This window comes from Granulosicoccus antarcticus IMCC3135 (genome assembly GCF_002215215.1).
Taxonomy (GTDB): domain Bacteria; phylum Pseudomonadota; class Gammaproteobacteria; order Granulosicoccales; family Granulosicoccaceae; genus Granulosicoccus; species Granulosicoccus antarcticus.
Genome location: NZ_CP018632.1, coordinates 3,728,317 through 3,743,868, shown reverse-complemented (window position 1 = coordinate 3,743,868; position 15,552 = coordinate 3,728,317). Strand labels below are relative to the sequence as shown.

Annotated in this window: 19 protein-coding genes; 10 read left to right on the top strand and 9 right to left on the bottom strand. The window is 52.8% G+C overall.

The features are described from left to right. Positions 1 to 108 precede the first annotated feature (108 nt). Both IMCC3135_RS16080 and IMCC3135_RS16075 read right to left on the bottom strand, forming a co-directional pair. On the bottom strand, positions 109 to 1,392 hold the full coding sequence (locus tag IMCC3135_RS16080) for an MFS transporter (protein ID WP_088918550.1): 1,284 nt from the start codon (positions 1,390 to 1,392) through the stop codon (positions 109 to 111). Between the two features lie 16 nt (positions 1,393 to 1,408). Next, on the bottom strand, positions 1,409 to 2,308 hold the full coding sequence (locus tag IMCC3135_RS16075; protein WP_088918549.1) for an ADP-ribosylglycohydrolase family protein: 900 nt from the start codon (positions 2,306 to 2,308) through the stop codon (positions 1,409 to 1,411). A 252-nt stretch (positions 2,309 to 2,560) separates the two neighbouring features. On the opposite strand from IMCC3135_RS16075, the gene IMCC3135_RS16070 reads away from it, so the two are divergent. After that, positions 2,561 to 3,106, top strand: a complete 546-nt coding sequence (locus tag IMCC3135_RS16070) for a DUF421 domain-containing protein (protein ID WP_088921884.1) — start codon at positions 2,561 to 2,563, stop codon at positions 3,104 to 3,106. 131 nt (positions 3,107 to 3,237) lie between these two features. Here the strand turns inward: IMCC3135_RS16070 and speB are convergent, their stop codons facing one another. Both speB and IMCC3135_RS35520 read right to left on the bottom strand, forming a co-directional pair. Next, a complete protein-coding gene (gene speB / locus IMCC3135_RS16065; protein WP_088921883.1) occupies positions 3,238 to 4,212 on the bottom strand; it encodes an agmatinase in 975 nt (324 codons plus the stop codon). 105 nt (positions 4,213 to 4,317) lie between these two features. Then, positions 4,318 to 4,593: a hypothetical protein gene (locus tag IMCC3135_RS35520; RefSeq protein WP_418251428.1), complete on the bottom strand. Its 276-nt coding sequence runs from the start codon at positions 4,591 to 4,593 to the stop codon at positions 4,318 to 4,320. Here IMCC3135_RS35520 and IMCC3135_RS34995 point away from each other — a divergent pair. Continuing rightward, the gene (locus IMCC3135_RS34995; protein ID WP_418251443.1) at positions 4,477 to 5,043 is read left to right on the top strand and encodes a polysaccharide deacetylase family protein; all 567 of its coding nucleotides are present in this window, start codon (positions 4,477 to 4,479) and stop codon (positions 5,041 to 5,043) included. The two genes, IMCC3135_RS35520 and IMCC3135_RS34995, sit on opposite strands and share 117 nt — an antisense overlap. Positions 5,044 to 5,384: 341 nt before the next feature. Here IMCC3135_RS34995 and IMCC3135_RS16050 read toward each other — a convergent pair whose 3' ends face one another. The 4 genes from IMCC3135_RS16050 to IMCC3135_RS16035 all read right to left on the bottom strand — a co-directional run bounded on the left by IMCC3135_RS16050 (position 5,385) and on the right by IMCC3135_RS16035 (position 7,282). Next, entirely contained in the window at positions 5,385 to 5,576 is a 192-nt protein-coding gene (locus tag IMCC3135_RS16050) for a metallophosphoesterase family protein (RefSeq protein WP_088918548.1), read from the bottom strand. Further along, positions 5,573 to 5,899, bottom strand: coding sequence for a YrhK family protein (locus IMCC3135_RS16045; RefSeq protein ID WP_088918547.1), 327 nt, complete (start codon positions 5,897 to 5,899; stop codon positions 5,573 to 5,575). Before IMCC3135_RS16045 ends, IMCC3135_RS16050 begins: the two co-directional genes overlap by 4 nt. Then, on the bottom strand, positions 5,896 to 6,381 hold the full coding sequence (locus IMCC3135_RS16040; protein ID WP_088918546.1) for a GNAT family N-acetyltransferase: 486 nt from the start codon (positions 6,379 to 6,381) through the stop codon (positions 5,896 to 5,898). Before IMCC3135_RS16040 ends, IMCC3135_RS16045 begins: the two co-directional genes overlap by 4 nt. Before the next feature lie 115 nt (positions 6,382 to 6,496). Next, complete coding sequence (locus tag IMCC3135_RS16035) at positions 6,497 to 7,282, bottom strand: aldolase (RefSeq protein ID WP_088918545.1); 786 nt, start codon at positions 7,280 to 7,282, stop codon at positions 6,497 to 6,499. A 432-nt stretch (positions 7,283 to 7,714) separates the two neighbouring features. On the opposite strand from IMCC3135_RS16035, the gene IMCC3135_RS35240 reads away from it, so the two are divergent. After that, on the top strand, positions 7,715 to 7,891 hold the full coding sequence (locus IMCC3135_RS35240) for a PLD nuclease N-terminal domain-containing protein (RefSeq protein ID WP_418251427.1): 177 nt from the start codon (positions 7,715 to 7,717) through the stop codon (positions 7,889 to 7,891). A gap of 464 nt (positions 7,892 to 8,355) precedes the next feature. Here IMCC3135_RS35240 and IMCC3135_RS16020 read toward each other — a convergent pair whose 3' ends face one another. Beyond that, entirely contained in the window at positions 8,356 to 8,682 is a 327-nt protein-coding gene (locus IMCC3135_RS16020; RefSeq protein WP_157736030.1) for a YfaZ family outer membrane protein, read from the bottom strand. Positions 8,683 to 9,175: 493 nt separating this feature from the next. Between IMCC3135_RS16020 and IMCC3135_RS16010 the strand changes: the two genes are divergently transcribed. From IMCC3135_RS16010 to IMCC3135_RS15980, 7 genes are all read left to right on the top strand, one after another. Beyond that, positions 9,176 to 10,177 (top strand): YHYH protein, encoded by a 1,002-nt coding sequence (locus IMCC3135_RS16010; protein WP_205738075.1) that lies wholly within the window; start codon positions 9,176 to 9,178, stop codon positions 10,175 to 10,177. Next, entirely contained in the window at positions 10,174 to 10,743 is a 570-nt protein-coding gene (locus IMCC3135_RS16005; RefSeq protein ID WP_157736029.1) for a YbhB/YbcL family Raf kinase inhibitor-like protein, read from the top strand. The genes IMCC3135_RS16010 and IMCC3135_RS16005 overlap by 4 nt, the downstream gene beginning before the upstream one ends. Positions 10,744 to 10,799: 56 nt before the next feature. Further along, the gene (locus IMCC3135_RS16000; protein WP_088918539.1) at positions 10,800 to 11,447 is read left to right on the top strand and encodes a PEBP family protein; all 648 of its coding nucleotides are present in this window, start codon (positions 10,800 to 10,802) and stop codon (positions 11,445 to 11,447) included. Positions 11,448 to 11,614: 167 nt separating this feature from the next. Next, the gene (locus IMCC3135_RS15995) at positions 11,615 to 12,625 is read left to right on the top strand and encodes a Bug family tripartite tricarboxylate transporter substrate binding protein (RefSeq protein ID WP_205738074.1); all 1,011 of its coding nucleotides are present in this window, start codon (positions 11,615 to 11,617) and stop codon (positions 12,623 to 12,625) included. Between the two features lie 112 nt (positions 12,626 to 12,737). Next, positions 12,738 to 13,259, top strand: coding sequence for a tripartite tricarboxylate transporter TctB family protein (locus IMCC3135_RS15990; RefSeq protein WP_088918538.1), 522 nt, complete (start codon positions 12,738 to 12,740; stop codon positions 13,257 to 13,259). Then, positions 13,259 to 14,803, top strand: coding sequence for a tripartite tricarboxylate transporter permease (locus IMCC3135_RS15985; RefSeq protein WP_088918537.1), 1,545 nt, complete (start codon positions 13,259 to 13,261; stop codon positions 14,801 to 14,803). The genes IMCC3135_RS15990 and IMCC3135_RS15985 overlap by 1 nt, the downstream gene beginning before the upstream one ends. Then, a complete protein-coding gene (locus IMCC3135_RS15980) occupies positions 14,800 to 15,489 on the top strand; it encodes a TetR/AcrR family transcriptional regulator (RefSeq protein WP_088918536.1) in 690 nt (229 codons plus the stop codon). The genes IMCC3135_RS15985 and IMCC3135_RS15980 overlap by 4 nt, the downstream gene beginning before the upstream one ends. Positions 15,490 to 15,552 lie beyond the last annotated feature (63 nt).

Sequence of the window (15,552 nt, the reverse complement as noted above, 5' to 3'; positions counted from 1 at the left end):
AATGATGTAAGGGGTAATACCATAATGCAAATAGCACTATAACGCTCAATAGAGCAGGAGATAGGAACCATTACGCACTTATTGTTATGTCGAACCGTGTGAGTATCATCATTCAGCAGCTGTCGGCAATTTCAGCAACGCTACCAAAGCGATGGCCAGAAGCGCCAGAGCACCGGAGCTCATATAGCCCGAACTGAAGTCTCCGCTCGTCTGAGCAAGAAAGCCGCCCAGAACCGGCCCCATGGCTTGCCCGGTCGAAAAAGTCAGGGTAAGCGCAACCAGTGCATTGGCTGCATGGGCAGAGCCGAAAATGTCCCCGGCAGATGCCGCCATGATGACTGGCACGCTCCAGGCTGCAACCCCAAACAGGAAAATCGAGGCATAGAGCCCAGGCATCGAGCCACCCATCCCCACCAGGAGATAGGCCGATGCCAGCACCGCAAAGGACACCACCATGCCGGCTCGCCGGCCGAGACGATCGGAGATGGAGCCGAACAATACACCGGAAAAGATACTGAACAACCCGAACCAGGCCCAGATACCACCGGCAGTTGCGGCACTCAATTCATAACTGTCCACCATACTCGTGACGATGAAGGTGACATAGAGCATATAGGTCGCACCATAGATGGCGAAAATCAGGCCCATATGAGCGAGCAAACGAATCTTGGCTGATCGTGACAATACGGCTTGAGGAGTCGTAGAGCTGACAATGGGCTTTCGACCATAAGGACGATGCCCGGTGTCTTGCGGGTGGTTGCGAATCAGAGCGTGAACCAGGAGAGCTACAAAGACGGTAATTACGGCAAACAGCAGCCACCCACCTTGCCAGGACTCCAACCCGGAAAAGGGTTGCAATTGCGGGGTAACGAAGCCAACCAGAATGACAGCGAAGCCAGGACCTGCCATGGCAATTCCTGCCGCCAGTCCTCGATGCGATGGATAGAACCACTGTGACATCACACTCATCGTCGGCAACACAACCCCACCAGTACCTATGCCCATGAAACAAAAAAGCAGGCACAGGATAAGAAAGCTCTTGGTCAGTGCGATTGCCAGCATCGACAGAGACACCAGCAACAGACTGGCGACCGTGGTGGCACGTGTCTTCAACAACGGCAGAATGAACGGTATCAACAAGACGGCAATCAGATAGCCCAGCAGATTGGCGAAACCCAACAGACCACCCTGCCCATAATCCAGACCCAGCGAGGCTGACATGGACGGTAGCAGCATGCCAAAAGCTAAGCGCCCCAGACCCAGGCCACAGAAAATGGCAATGGCCGCCCCCAGTGCCACTGTCCAGGCTCGATGCACCCGCCGGGGTACACATTCTTCCAGCCTGTCAATAGTGCCAGGTGTTGCGGAGGTCTGATTCTGAGGTTGGTCCATGACAGGCTGTTTGAAATCAGACAAAACGCTCCGTTATCGGCACGCGTGCATCAGCCATACGGGCAACAAGACTATCAGGCACTCCGAACACCAAACCGGCAATAGCACCCAACGCCATTGAGCGTCCACAGCTATCACCACCGCAACGTATATTGTCACGCACCGCAGATTCAAAATCGGTGGCATGCTTGAGCAGATGCCAGACAACGGGCATTGAATGCTCGACATAACAGGCAAGACCAAAACGGCTGGCCGTCTCCAGTGGCTGGTAGCCCTCTATCGCCAATGCATCTCGCATCAAAGCACCGACTGTATCCGTCATCGCCTCTGCCGAGGCGCTCAAGGCATCAGCGAGTGACTTGCCCTGCAACACCTGCTCCAGACACTGGTAAACGGCAGCCGCCGACGCAACCACTTCCTCATTCGTGGAAATCACCTGTGCAGCTGTCCTGACAGTGTCTGCCGATTGAGCGGCTGAGAAGATACCGGCTACCACGCACACGGCTGGCATCTGGTTGTCATCCATCCCGGATGGCTCACTGATCTCTGCGCCCTCATTGATCATGCGGGCCACCAGTGTCTTGGTCGGCCGATCTGCGTAGCCCACATAGTGACCACAGGGTCCAAAGGCTTCCAGAAAGCGCTGCCGGTGCGTGTCTGCCTGGTACGCATCCTCTGAAGCCAGCTGCCCGACGATTCGCGCGGACTCACCATAATGTGATAACTGGCCCGCACGTCTTGCAGCGTGAGCAAAGTAACCTTTCTTGCCCTGATAGACAGCAGAGTCCGGCTGACGAAACAGCAAATCACCGCTTGCCGCTACCGTACTGATCTGTTCCTGGTCATACAGCCAATGCAAGCCCATGGCAGCGGCATCCGCTACCAGAGCCCCTGCGAGGGCATCGTTACGATTCATGTGTTCTCCATGGATGTGATCAAGTACTCAGTGTACCAAGTCCACTAGCGTGGCCGGAGCGTTGCAAAAAGCCATGGCAAAACTGCCATACACATCTTGCGAAAGCCAGTAACAATTACAGCTCGAAGTGTCGCTGTCCTGTCCAGCGTCATACTACATACATCATGACCTCTGCAACCGACTCGATGCTTCTCCCTTTGCAAAGTCAGTAGCATGACAAGCCCACTATCAGCAATTGAATCAGAAAAAATCATGGACTGGCTTACGACAACCTGGAGCGACTTTTGGCACATCACCCTCAGCGCAGCCGGTATTCTTGCTGCAGTCGTTCTGCTGATTCGTTTGAACGGATTACGCAGCCTGTCAAAGATGTCGAGTTTCGATTTTGCGGTCACTGTCGCTGTCGGTAGCATCGTTGCCACCACACTGATCTCAGACTCAGCCTCTTTGCTCGATGGCGCTATCGGAGTAGCGGCACTATTGCTTAGCCAGCGTGTCGTGTCTTATGCTCGGGTATATGCAAATGCCTCTGCTCTGATAGACAACCAACCGATCGTTCTGATGGTCGGCGAACACATGCTCGACGATGCACTGCAGCGTACACGTGTCACTCGGGACGACATTCGAGGCAAGCTGCGTGAAGCCAATGTCATCGATTTATCAGAGGTATACGCCGTCGTACTCGAATCGACCGGTGATATTTCAGTATTGCATGGTAGTAATGGCAAGCCGCTTGACGCAAGACTTCTGGAGGGCGTGGCAAACGCCGAGCATGTCAGCTCTGCGTCTGCCAAATGAGCTACAGACTGATCTGTCACCTATGTTCCCTGCCGCAAGGTGGGGCTGTGCCCTGAGTTGTATCAGGTGCTTTCACACGTATCGGCACCGGACCACCGATACGTGTACCACCTGCAAGAAGAGCAGAAATATCAATCTGATGAATGTGCGTTCGGACCACTGGCCATCACACACAACAACTCGAACATGATTGATGCGCCCAGGAATGCGGTATTCCCACTTTGATCAAACGGTGGTGAAACCTCAACAAGGTCCGCACCTATGATGTTCACTTTTTCCAATGCCCTCACAACCTGAATAGCCTGATAAGAATTAGGACCGCCAATTTCAGGGGTGCCAGTGCCTGGTGCAAAGGTAGGATCAACGAAATCAATATCGTAAGAAATATAGGTATCCGTTTCTCCTACAATTTCGCACGCCTCTTCCATGACGCTGTCAACGCCACGCGCATGAAACTCCTCTATCGGAATAACACGAATACCGACAGCATCGGCAAAATCACGATCTTCATTATCATAGGTTGTTCCGCGAATGCCTATTTGCACTACTTTTTTGGGGTCAAGCAGGTTTTCTTCGACAGCACGTCGGAATGGGGTGCCATGGGTATACTTGGTACCGCCAAAATAGCTGTCGAAAAGATCGGTATGACTGTCGAAGTGAATCATCGAAACGGGTGCATCCTTGGCCAAGGCGCGCAGCACTGGCAACGAGGTAAGATGATCTCCACCAGCGGTTAGCGGACGAATGCCCTTGGCTTTCACCTCCTCATAGAAGGATGTCACCCGCGACATGGTTTGCATAAGGTCGGCAGGATTGGGGGCAACATCCCCAAGGTCAGCGCAATTGATCAGCTCAAAGGGACGCACACCGGTGGCTCCGTTCTGAGCACGCATCATCGTCGACATGTCCCGCAATTGACGTGGTCCATGGCGTGGACCAGGTCGATTGGTTGTACCACTGTCCCAGGGAACGCCGATCAGGCCAACCTGTACATCACTGACTTTTGGATCATCCAGCGCCACATACGGCAGACGCATGAAAGTTGCCACGCCTGCAAAGCGCGGAAGGTCAAACCCGGAAACAGGCTGAAAGAAGGTATCGCTCAATTCATTCTCCACTATTGCATGACACTGCACCGTTAACGCCGAAGCATTGATCGGTGATAAATTTACTATCAGGACCCGCCAAAAAGGCAACCATTGAGCGGCCGATCACTTGCCACCTCGAATAAAATCTAGCCCTAGAGCGGCTGGAGGCTTCACTTTTCCCGCAAACACAATGAGCGCCAGGATTGAGGCAAAATACGGCAACATTGCAAAGAACTGGTACGGAACATCGGGACTGGAGAATTGCAAACGCAATTGAAAGGCATCACAGAATCCAAAAAACACGACAGCGACCAATGCCCCAATCGGATTCCACCTTCCCAGAATCAGAGCAGCCAAAGCCACAAAACCTTTGCCAGCACTCATGTTCTCGGTGAACACGAAAACCTGAGACAAAACGATATAAGCACCGCCCAATCCGGCCAGCGCGCAGCTCGTCGCCTAGAGATTGTTCAGACATTTTTCATACCTGGCTGGGTGATGGAACGTTACCCGAAAACCGTTGATGCAATTCTTGAAGGCGGACATGAGATTGGCCACCACTCATGGGCTCATGAAGACCCCATGGAGCACTCAGATGAAAAGGAAGCCGAGCTTTTCGGCAGAGCCCTTGATACACATGTGAGAATGACTGGTCGCAGGCCATGTGGGTATCGAGCGCCAGTTTATAGCCTGACGCCCGCTATCGTGAACCGCCTGATTGAACACGATTTTCTCTATGACAGCTCCATGATGGCAGATGATCTTCCATACGAGGTTGTTACCAGCAAAGGTTCAATCATTGAGATCCCACCCCACTGGGGAACCGATGACTGGTGGACAAAGGAGTAGCAAATGTCGACTATGTCGCGCCGCGCCTGCCAGGCACCCCACAGACTCACTTGTTGCCAATCGTCATGTGCACTCCCCACCTACCGGTAAGGTTAACTAATTTGACAAAAACAGTGCATTTCGTAGTATGTTTTAAGTCCCATTAGCGGAAACCGGAGGTGATCATGTCTAGAGTAATAACTGGTATGACAGTCGAGACAGTCAAGTACAGAGACTTCAATGGCAGCCCGGAGAAGTAGAGGTTCTTGATTGGGTAGATGCCTAACCGGCAGTCATCCCATGAACTCGAAGGGTCGTCCATACGTGGATGACCCTTTTTATGTCACCTGACGAAACAGTGGCTACGCGCGTATCTCACCCTTGTCAATATTGCCGTGAATAGCAGTCACTGGCGCAATCTGCGACAGCGTCTCCACGATCTCACCCTTGCCGATATCACCTCCATGGACAATATAATCACTGCCCTGAAGAGCCTCGAGCGCCTCGGATCGTAACAAGCCGTGAGTGTCTGAAATGATACCAACCCGGGTCATGATCGGCCGCCACCCTTGTTGGATCTTTCGGTAAACGTATCGGGTACTGTAGGAGGATCAGCAACATCTTCCAGATCACCGATACGTAAATAGGCAACCTCTCGCACCAGCTTGATAGTGGGCCGCATGCCGAACAGTACCGAACCGACGACGAACAACCAGGTTCCTGCGTAGGTGGTATCTGAGCTGAAGAACAGAATGCTGCCAACCAGAAACAATAATGCTGCGACGAAGTCTACGGCTGTATAGGCCAGTTCGGTGTAGGCATAGATTCGTCGGTGCCGTGCGCTTCGCTGATGATTGCCGGGGTCAAATAATTTCATGGCCAAACCACAGACTCTATGCTTTGAAGCTTGATGTCATAGGTGACCCAGTTGGTCTTGCCGGCCACGCGATCATAGACACTGCGGCCGCGATAATTATCTTCAGCGGTAATCCAGCGCACCACTGACCAGCCCCGTTCCAGAGCAACACTCTTCACACCCTCAATCAAAGCGTCTGCAGCCCCCAATCCTCGTGCCTCGGGCAAAACAAACAGATCATCCAGAAATCCTCCGGTGGTTGCAGACAACGGGCGTGCAAATGGGCGAAAATGTGCCAGGCCGATGATCTTGCTGTCCCGCCCCTCGGCGACCAACCCTTCAGACTCTGCCGTCGGTTCGTGCAACCACGACCACACGCAGTCACGCATCTCAGCGGTTTGAGTCACTTTGTAGTGCTCTGCATAACCCTGATAGAGAATGTCCCAAGCGTCACGGTCTTTCGCTTCCACAGGTCGAATGATGAGGTTGTCATGTGTATTCACAATATTGTCCTTTGTCGTCAGAAGGCATTAACAGCCTTACAGTCGTCGCCACTGTGAATTACCCACCGCAGCGACTACAACTTTCGATCACTGCGTCTCTGGGAAACCTGTTAAATCAGAACGTAAAACGATGAAGGGGTGAGTTTTCCAACACCCGCGAGAGTGCTGTGAAATGTTCAATACTGAACATTTCACGATCTCGCTCTATCTGTTCTGCTGTCAATTTGATAACGTCTTCTGGAATGAGCTTCAAGGGCTTGCCGGATTGCATGGCAAAGAGCTGTTGTCGGCAAGCACGTTCCAGGTAATAGAGATCGTCGAATGCTGCAGCGACGGTTGAGCCTCCGACAACGATCCCATGGTTCGCCAGGAACGTGACATCAATATTCTGTTTTTGTGTCGCAGTCTCGGCCAGACGCGCGCCCTCTTCTGCACTGACGGCTAATCCACCAAACTTGTCGTAATAATCAATTCGTCCGAAATATCGGGCAACCGTCTGGTGTGCAAATTCAAGTCGACCGCCTTCGATCATTGTCAACGCGGTTGCATAGGGCATATGGGTGTGCAACAACGCCTTGTGCCTCGGATTGGCCCTGTGTCCGCTGATGTGAATGAATTTCGCCGAATCTTCTACCATACCCTCGCCTTCAAGCACAGTACCGTCCCCATCTATCATGAGTAAGGCTTGCGGCGTCATTTCTGACCAATGGGTGCCATACGGATTGATCAGGTAGCGCTCAGAATCACCGTCGAGTTTGACTGAAAAGTGATTGCAGATACCTTCATGAAAACCGAACGCCTCTGCCAGCCGAAAAGCATAGCTCAGCTGTTCACGATCAGTTTGAACGCTCGATACACTGTCAAGACTTGAAGATATTTCACTGGTGGCATGTTGTTGCATGGAAGACTGATGACCCTGGTTATCAATTACTAATGTCGAATTGAAACTGCAAACGACCTCGGCTTCGAATCTAGCGGTTGCGTCGCTTTCAGTATAACGCCTGTGGGGAAAATCTGATCCATAAGCCTGAGCTTCGTGTCCAGCTCGATGAGTCCTATTGTGTAAAAGATGGCTGAAGGATGGTAGCTGCTGCTTGCCATAAGCAATACGGCTATCTCCGGCCTGCTCGCGCTCTACAATCTGAAGCCCTATCTGCCCAAATATTTACACCATGGCGTTGTTGACTGCCTTAAGCCGGTGCTAGTTAAGACAAGGCAGGCGAAGCAGAAGAATGCCCTGTATGAGTAAGAACTTCAGCTGCTGCATTCGGCTCCCGATTGTCCATCATACTCACATCAGGGCAATATCGGTCCGTAACAAAAGAGAATAAACATGGAAATGGGTAGCGGCCTTCTGGGCCTTATAGTCTTCATCCTTGACATTTACGCAATCATCAAGATACTGGGTAGTTCAGCTAGCGCTATCATGAAAATTGTGTGGGTACTTGTCGTTCTGATCCTTCCTGTCATTGGCGTGATCATATGGTACTTCGCTGGCCCTAAATCTTGATCTGCTAGATCATCCTGGCGGGTACTCAATTTGGGTACCCAATGAAATTGTAGCGGCGCCGCTCACTTTCCCCAAGGCAATATTGGAGTCTCAAAATTGTTTTTGAGCCTAAGCAGGTTCGTGTCGATGTATTTCGGTGACAAAAAGCCGAATGTGTCTACATAGGTAGCCTATTCGTGGAGATTGTCAGCCTGCAAAGTTGTTTCGTTTTCCAGGTATGCTTTCCTCATGAAAAACCTCAGATCAGTTCGATCGCTTTTCAGCTTTTCTGGATTCACTGCCATCTCCACGTTGAATTCAGTGATCTGAATCGCCGCCGTCCCATCTGGGTTGGTGGCGACGGTGGCAAGGAAAAGACCTGGGTGAGTTCTTCAAATTCATCGGTAGAAGAAACTGCAGTCCAGTGCTCTCTTCAGTTCGTTCTGGCTATGTAAGTGCGATGGCGTTTCGGACCTTCCGAATTTCTAGTCGAGATTCCAGCGCACACCAACATGAAGTCGGTCATCAACCTCACGCTTTCCGGGACGAGTATCCATTTGCAGATAACGCACGCCTGTATAAACCATCATGGAATCGCGAATCTGCAATCCGACGTTAACGTCCCAATCAAATATTCGGTCAGCATCGCCAAACGCAAGAATATCAGGTGCGTAAAAATAACTGGCTGACAAGCGTAATGGCAATGATTTCACCGGAACAGTAAATTCAGCCTCCACACCCAACGCAAGTCCAAAAACATCAGCGTTTTCGACACCAAGTAGTGCGACGTATCCTCGACTACCAAAAGACAACCTTACTCCCGGTATTGGCTTCGCTACTGGTATCTACAGAGTAGGCACCATCTGCATACGCGCAACCAATCGATAAAAACACGATCAAACTCGTTCCTGCTTTCAAAATACTGTTCATACGATATTTTTCTCTATTCAAGCCAATCCAGTAAAGCTGGGATTCTGCACTTCTTGCCATTTTCATTGAGAGAATTGAAAAATATCCATGCAAAAATCAGTTGCGTATTTGGAAGCAGACACTTCCATCACTTGTGACCATTTTCGCTCCAGGTAATGAGCTGAATTTCGACATCACCACGGCAGCTAAGTGACTGAAAGATGATTGATACACCTTGGTACACCTCTCCCCGTCTGCTTTGTTAGCATCTCCCCGTCAGCACGAATGATGTAGTACGTAGCTTTTGCATACAAATCTTCCACCGATGATTTTTGCTTTCGAACCGTCACTCACCCGAGTGGCAACCGTCATTGTATTTCTACAGGAACTCACTCAATGAACCCCGCACATACCGCAGCTGCTCTTCTTACAGGCCTCGGATTAATGTTACACGCTGGATATTCGCAAGCACATGAAACCGGTGAAACGCCACATGAGACTGCTGATCATTGTGCTCTGGTAAAGGCCTCCGTGGAGGATGCCGGCTTCTCAGACACGGTGAGCGTCACTTGCGAGAACGGACAAGCGTTCCTGAGTTCTTCAAGCTACCCCGACCATGAGTTGATGACAGGCATTGTCGGCTCGAACGAGCAGGTACCTATCCCTGCAGCCGATTATTCTGCCCCGATCCCACTAACCGCTACGCCTGGCACTGAGCCCAAGACTCGTGATTCTGCATTGGCTGTCGCCGTCAACGGTGTCCCTATTTTCGACTATACGGGAGGCGGTGAGATGAGTGAGGATGATCTTTATCACCACCAGACGCAACACGACACCCTGTTGACCGAGCAGTTAGACGGGTGTGGCGGGCATTCTGGACGCGGTGATGATTACCATTATCACGTGACCCCCACCTGCATGATTGATGCAATGAAAAATGCTGGCGACGATGCAATCCTCGGTTGGGCATTTGACGGCTTTCCACTCTTCGGAGATAACAATCCCGATGGCACGCCTATTTCGGGTGAAGAATTGGATGTCTGTAATGGGCTGACTGACGAAACCTATGGTTACCGCTACCACACCTCAAAAGAGGCACCCTATATCATTCAATGCCTGATGGGAGAAGTTGCTGACTTCGACAGCTTGCCACGTATTGCGCCTCTGAGGCCAGCAGCAGGAAGCAGCCCCATGGAGCCCGGTCGCCCACCCGCCGGCGGTGTGGACGACATGGTATTTGCCCAGAACGACTCGGGCACCCGCAGTCTGGATTACTCCTACAAGGGCGTAGCCTATTACATTCGGTATACACCGACCGAAACGCCCAATTGCTACGACATGGAAACCAAGACCGTTACCAATAACGGCGTCGTGAAATCCGGAGAGTACTGCCGGTGAGTAACCCCATGCAATCGATATGGAAACAAACCCTACTATGCGCTTGCCTGTTCAACGGCACTATTTCGCTCTCGCTGGCAGACGAATCGCTCACCTTGTCCAGTCCCGATTTCCAGGACCAGGGGCGTTTGTCTCTCAGTAGCAAATGCCATCGTGATGGCGGTCAAGGCCTGTCCCCCGCACTTGACTGGACTACCGCACCCGAAGGTACACAGAGCTTCGTCGTAATGATGCAACACTACCCGAAAGGTAGCGTGGAAGGTCGGGATGCTCCGAGCCACTACTGGTCACTATGGAACATTCCTGCTGATGTGCATTCCCTGCCATCAGGCAATCCGGAATCAACAGGTGATGAAGGTGCCGATAAGGACAACCGAGGAGTGGGCTTTACACCTCCTTGCTCCCCGGGCACCGCCACACATTCCTACACGATTACGCTCTATGCACTGAATGCAGCCCCTGTTGCGCTGGGTAGCAAAGACTCCCCTGATGCTGACTGGTCTGCCGTGATGAATGCCATCGAAGGCAAAGTCCTGGCAACTTCGACATTGAGCTTTCTGAATTGACGCGGCCACTTACCCTGGCAAACACCCAACCACTACTCCCTGCACGAGGCACTAACATGAAGATATTCCTACCACTCCTGTTGATATTCTCCTCCAATATGGTTCTTGCCGATTCACGCGAGCTCACCGCAGAGGTCTGGGTCGATAACTGGTTCGAAATGTACGCCAATGGCGAACAGGTCATCGAGGACAGCGTATCCATCACGACAGAAAGATCTTTCAACGCGGAAACTGCAACGTTTACGGCAGAGCTACCGGCGGTAATCGCAATACAAGCCAAGGACTTCAAGGAAAATGACACCGGACTTGAGTACATCGGATCGCGCAGACAACAGATGGGGGATGGTGGCATGATCTTCCAGATCAAGGATGCCGAGTCTGGAGAAATTGTTGCGGTAAGCAATGAAGATATGAAGTGCCTGGTGGTTCACCGTGCACCCGTTGATACATCATGCGCTGACGAAAGCAATCCTGTGGAAGGACAAGGCGCCTGCGCCTCCATCGTAACGGATGTGCCCTCTGACTGGACAGCCCCTGAGTTTGACGATAGCGCCTGGCCAAATGCTGTTGAACATTCCGAACGTGATGTCAGCCCAAAGGATGGCTACGACCGCATCCAGTGGGATGATAGTGCGAAGCTGACCTGGAGCGACGACCTTGTTCAGGACAACACGCTATTGTGCCGCGTACAAACAGGAAGCTGATGACGGACAGCACTTGCCTGATACCTTGATCTGCTGTCAAGGTGACGGAGCCCGGCATGCTGAAATGGGGCACCGGGCACTCACTAAATTCTTGACAGCTTTGAAACGCCTCCTTATATTACCTACCAGTTGGTAACATAAACCACAGGAAGGAGAAGGAGATGTACGTGAAACACCTAATCGCAGCCTCGGTCACCACCATGACATTGCTGGCTTCAACAACACCGGCACTGGCTGAATGGAAGCCGGATCGCCCCATCAACATCATAGTTCCCTGGTCTGCAGGCGGCTCGACTGATCAGGTCACTCGTGTGGTGGCACCCTTGCTGGAACAAGGCCTGGGCACCAAGATCGTCATAGTCAACCAGCCCGGAGCCTCAGGTTCACAGGGCACTCAGGCCGCACTGGACGCACCGCGCGACGGCTATACATGGACAGCCAATGCCATTGCCAATAATGCCACCTATGCCATCACAGGGCTGGTTGAAAATACCTCCATCAACGATTATGAAATCTACCTGCATGTCGCCAATGTGCCGGTTGTCAGTGTCAACGCTGATGCGCCCTACAAGGATTTTGGCGAGCTACTCGAAGCCATGAAAGGCTCCGACGTGACAGTGGGAACAGCGGGCGTCAACTCCTCTGGTGGCATGGCTCTGGCCGCCATCAAAGAACAGGTCGAAGGCGATGTAGGGGCTCGTATGGTTACCTATGACGGAGGCAACCCGGCGGTCATGGCTGCTGCCAGTGGCGAGGTTGCAGTCACCACCCAGTTGGCAACCGAACAGACAGAAATGATTCGTGCCGGCAAACTTCGAGCCCTGGCCGTTCTCTCGGACAAGCCCCTTGTTGTAGAGGGAATCGACCCGATTCCACCAGTGACAAACTGGCTTCCCGACATGCCGATCGCCGCTGATTACTTTGGCGTCTTCATCCCCAAGGGAGCTCCTCAAGAGGTCTACGACACGGTTGCCCAGGTCTGGCAGGACAACATCATGAACTCCGAAGAAATGATGAGCTACGCATCAGAGCGCGGTGCCGTATTCGCGCCCAGCTTTGGCGAACAGGCGATGGAAGTTGCCATGCCGGTTGTCATCGCAGAGGCCTGTGCCCGTGTGACTCGCGGCGAAGCCGTCGTTGATCCATCAACCATCGGCATAGACTGCCCGGCCGAGTAATTCACGACAGAAGCAGCGTCAGCTGTGCAGGCAGCCGCATTTGCCTGTACAGCCGGCGTCCTCCTCGCCTGTTTTCCAGCCTGTTTTTCATCAATGAGGCACGTACTTGATCATGCTTGTAGACTCCCGCACCGCAGACCGACTAACCGGAATGGTATTGCTCATGCTGGGCATCGCCATGCTCGCTGGTGGCTACACCATGGATCGACTGGAGATTCGGCAGATCCACCCTGCCAGCATTCCCGGACTGGTTCCCATGGGCCTGGGGCTCGCGATGATCATCTGTTCTGTCTTGCTATTGGTCTCGACAGCATCCACCACAGACACATCACTACCTGAAGATTCCGCGGTCTCTGAAGATTCTGAAAAAACACAGCCCGGCTCCTTCAAAAATCTTGCACTCACCATCGTCCTGTGTCTTGCCTATGCTGGTGGCTTGCTCGGCAAGATGCCATTCGCCGTGGCCACAGGCATATTCATTTTCATGTTCAGCGCTGTGTTCAGCTGGCCTGAAAAGTCTGTTCCAGTGCGCGCCCGAATCAAACCACTCTTGCTAATCGCGCTATTTGCCGTGGTCTTTGCCGTCGGCATTTCCACACTCTTTCAGTACGGCTTTCTGGTGAGGTTGCCCTGATGCATGCTTTGCAATCCCTGGCGGAGGCCCTGATCAGCCTGTGCACACCCATGTCCCTGCTGCATGTTGCCTGGGCAACCTTACTGGGAATATTCGTCGGCAGTCTACCTGGGCTGACTGCGACCATGGGGGTGGCCCTGCTCACGACCCTGACCTACACTCTGGATAAAGATACTGCAATACTGGTACTTATCTGCATGTACGTTGGTGCCATCTACGGGGGCTCCCGCAGCGCCATATTGCTCAATATTCCAGGCACCCCTGCCAGCGCGGCAACCGCCCTGGATGGCTTTCCACTGGCTCAACGGGGCGAGGCTGCCAATGCCATGGCTCTGGCCACCGCAGGCTCGGCACTGGGCACCCTGGTCGGCATCGTTATGCTGGTCCTGTTAGCGCCACCACTGGCAGAAGTGGCCTTGAATTTTGGTTCATTCGAATTTTTCTGGCTCGCTCTGTTCGGCATTGTCATCTCCGGGCAGCTAACCGGTGGTGGCTCGCCACTCAAAGGCTATATAGCTGGCCTGCTGGGTTTGATGGTCGCCATGATTGGCAGTGAAGGCATCCATGCCCATGTCCGTTTCAATCTGGGTCTACGCGATCTCAACGGCGGAGTTGCCCTGATTCCTGCCATGGTCGGAGCTTTCGGCTTTGCAGAAGTGCTGACGGTCATGTGGCGCCCTAAAGGCGAGCTGCTGGATACCAAAAAGAGCGCAACAAGTGCCCTGCCTCGAATGCTGGACCTGTGGCGATACAAATTCACTATCGTACGCTCGGGCATCATCGGCACGATCGTAGGCATCATCCCGGGCGTGGGCGAGGACATCGGTGCCTGGTCTTCCTACGCGGTGGCCAAAAAGTTGAGCAAACACCCCGAACTGTATGGCAAGGGTTCTACCGAAGGGCTGACGGCTGCAGAAACCGGCAATAGTGCGGTGGTTCCCGGTGCTCTGATCCCCGCCTTGACGCTGGCGGTACCCGGCTCCGCCCCCGCAGCTGTCTTGATAGCAGCCCTTTTCATTCATGGCATCCGGCCCGGCCCCATGATCATGATCGAACAACCTGATTTCATCTACTCGATCGCAGCCATGCTGGTTCTGGCCACCCTGGCCATCGCCGTTTTCGGCCTGTCACTGACGCGCCTGTTCATAAAGATTCTGAAAGTACCTCGCGAGCTTTTGATGCCAGTGGTTTTCACGCTCTGCGTGATTGGCCCCTACGCACTGACTCAACGCGTATTCGATATCTGGGTCATGCTGTTTTTCGGTCTGATCGGGTTCGTCTTGCGACGCATGGACTACCCCATGGCACCGCTGGTTCTGGGCATCATTCTGGGAACTTTGCTCGACAAGAGTCTGCGCCGTGGTCTGACACTGAGCAACGGTGACTTGTCGCCCTTTTTCACACGACCTATTTCCGCCTCATTCGCCGCGATCATATTCCTGAGCATCGTATTAAGCATTCCTGCTGTGCGCCGCGCCCTCTTTCGTATCATCCCCGGCCTGCCCGGTCCGGTGAAGCCTTCAGTCACAGAAGAACAATCATGAGCGTGCCCGAAAAAAAAGATCCGAGCTTGCGCAAGGCTGTCAAGACCAAGGCTACCGCTCCCAGGCGAGATGCCGAACGCTCACGTCGACTCATTCTCGATGCCGCGCTGGTCGAGTTCTCCGAGAAGGGATTTGCCGGTGCCCGCGTGGATACCATTGCGACTCAGGCGGGTGTCTCCAAGCCCATGATTTACAACTACTACGGCGACAAGGATGACCTGTATGCCGCCGCTCTGCGAGAGGCCTACATACAGATTCGGGCCGGTGAGCGCGAGCTGCACCTGGAGGACATGACACCTGAAGAGGCGATCCGCACACTGGTGAGCTTCACCCTCAGTCATTTCAAGTCAAAGCCATGGTTCATTTCCATGCTGAACACCGAAAATTTGCGAGGCGGCTCCACCATCCGCAAAATTCATGATGTCAGTGAAATCCAGTCCATGCTGCTACAGGAGCTCAAGAAAATCCTGGAGCGAGGACAAATCGAAGGTGTCTTTCGCCGCGGTATCGATCCGGTCGATCTCTATATCACGATTGCCTCGCTTTGCTATTTCCCGATATCCAATGCACATACCTTGCGCGTGGTTTTCAAAAAACCTGTCGACGAAGACGGTTGGCTGAATCAACGACGCCTCGATGCCGAGGAAATGATCATCCGTTTCCTGCGACCAGATACCAGCGAGTAGCACCGTCGATGACTCGAACATTAATCAAAGCTTGACCCTATTAATAATAAACGCGTTCTCCCC

Bases quoted from the DNA above. Each gene is read 5' to 3' on its own strand.
- IMCC3135_RS16080 (WP_088918550.1), bottom strand. From the start codon at position 1,392: ATGGACCAACCTCAGAATCAGACCTCCGCAACACCTGGCACTATTGAC.
- IMCC3135_RS16075 (WP_088918549.1), bottom strand. From the start codon at position 2,308: ATGAATCGTAACGATGCCCTCGCAGGGGCTCTGGTAGCGGATGCCGCT.
- IMCC3135_RS16070 (WP_088921884.1), top strand. From the start codon at position 2,561: ATGGACTGGCTTACGACAACCTGGAGCGACTTTTGGCACATCACCCTC.
- IMCC3135_RS16050 (WP_088918548.1), bottom strand. From the start codon at position 5,576: ATGACCCGGGTTGGTATCATTTCAGACACTCACGGCTTGTTACGATCC.
- IMCC3135_RS16045 (WP_088918547.1), bottom strand. From the start codon at position 5,899: ATGAAATTATTTGACCCCGGCAATCATCAGCGAAGCGCACGGCACCGA.
- IMCC3135_RS16035 (WP_088918545.1), bottom strand. From the start codon at position 7,282: ATGCAACAACATGCCACCAGTGAAATATCTTCAAGTCTTGACAGTGTA.
- IMCC3135_RS35240 (WP_418251427.1), top strand. From the start codon at position 7,715: ATGGAAATGGGTAGCGGCCTTCTGGGCCTTATAGTCTTCATCCTTGAC.
- IMCC3135_RS16010 (WP_205738075.1), top strand. From the start codon at position 9,176: ATGAACCCCGCACATACCGCAGCTGCTCTTCTTACAGGCCTCGGATTA.
- IMCC3135_RS16000 (WP_088918539.1), top strand. From the start codon at position 10,800: ATGAAGATATTCCTACCACTCCTGTTGATATTCTCCTCCAATATGGTT.
- IMCC3135_RS15990 (WP_088918538.1), top strand. From the start codon at position 12,738: ATGCTTGTAGACTCCCGCACCGCAGACCGACTAACCGGAATGGTATTG.
- IMCC3135_RS15985 (WP_088918537.1), top strand. From the start codon at position 13,259: ATGCATGCTTTGCAATCCCTGGCGGAGGCCCTGATCAGCCTGTGCACA.
- IMCC3135_RS15980 (WP_088918536.1), top strand. From the start codon at position 14,800: ATGAGCGTGCCCGAAAAAAAAGATCCGAGCTTGCGCAAGGCTGTCAAG.